This is a genomic window from Carboxylicivirga sediminis (assembly GCF_018156225.1).
GTDB classification, from domain to species: domain Bacteria; phylum Bacteroidota; class Bacteroidia; order Bacteroidales; family Marinilabiliaceae; genus Carboxylicivirga; species Carboxylicivirga sediminis.
In genome coordinates this window covers 1-1,065 of the sequence record NZ_JAGTAR010000093.1, presented here as the reverse complement: position 1 = coordinate 1,065, position 1,065 = coordinate 1, and the positions used below count along the sequence as shown (strand labels likewise).

The following is a 1,065-nucleotide window of genomic DNA, read 5'->3' as shown; positions in this document are numbered from 1 at the left end:
GCACGGATTGCAAATCCGCGCTAGCGAGTGATTTTTGATTATAACCTCCCCCCATCGCCTTTCAGGCACTTCCCCAAGGGGAAGATATAAAAGAATGATAGCTACATCCTTAAAGCTGGCGCGGATTTGTAATCCGTGCCAATTACTTAACAACGCGCCCATCTAATAGGCCTTTTTCTCCGCTATAATCCCGGGCACTACTGTACACATAATCCTCTGGATGAAAAACCAGTCCTTCTTCAACTGGATTATTATGCAGATAGTTAAGTTTTTGGTCGATAACCTTGTTGCTCCACAACTCTATTGGTTTATTATCAGATCTCCAAAATCGATTGCCATTTTCAGTTACAAACTGTTGAAGAAGCCATTCCTTTCTACTCTCTTGGATATTCTCCTTGATTGCCATAATAATTGCTTTGGAAGTGAACTTTTTAAAATCTCTTAGAATATCGGAGAGTAAAAATCCGTATTCCGCACGCGCTATTAGATGAACATGATTGGTCATTATGCACCAGGCAAATAATTCCAGTCCTTTATTTTTTTGGCAATACTCCAAACTGTCAATAAGAATGTCTTTGTAACAATTTCGCGTAAATACATCAACCCAGCCTTGAACAGCAAAGCTGATAAAATAGACACCTTCTGGGTTATGAAACTTGTATTTTCTACTCAAGACAAATGATTTGGTATATAAATATACTAAAGGCCTGGTTAATTGTTTGATTTTGACCTTTGTTTTTAATAGCACGGATTACAAATCCGCGCTAACGGAGAATGTGTTATGAGATGCTGTTTTTCGTCGTCTTTCAGACTGATGCTGGCGCGGATTTGTAATCCGTGCCAATTACTTAACAACGCGCCCATCTAATAGGCCTTTTTCTCCACCATAATCCCGGGCACTACTTAAATATTCTAAAGCCGAGGTAACTCTTGTGTTGTTTTAACAGCACGGATTGCAAATCCGCGCTAGCGAGGTAACTCTTGTGTTGTTTTAACAGCACGGATTGCAAATCCGCGCTAGCGAGTGATTTTTGATTATAACCTCCCCCCATCGCCTTTCAGGCA

General features: G+C 40.4%; 1 protein-coding gene. It reads right to left on the bottom strand.

The window, feature by feature from the left end:
* Window positions 1–142 precede the first annotated feature (142 nt).
* A complete protein-coding gene (locus KDU71_RS22745; RefSeq protein WP_212193429.1) occupies window positions 143–673 on the bottom strand; it encodes an REP-associated tyrosine transposase in 531 nt (176 codons plus the stop codon).
* Window positions 674–1,065: the final 392 nt, after the last annotated feature.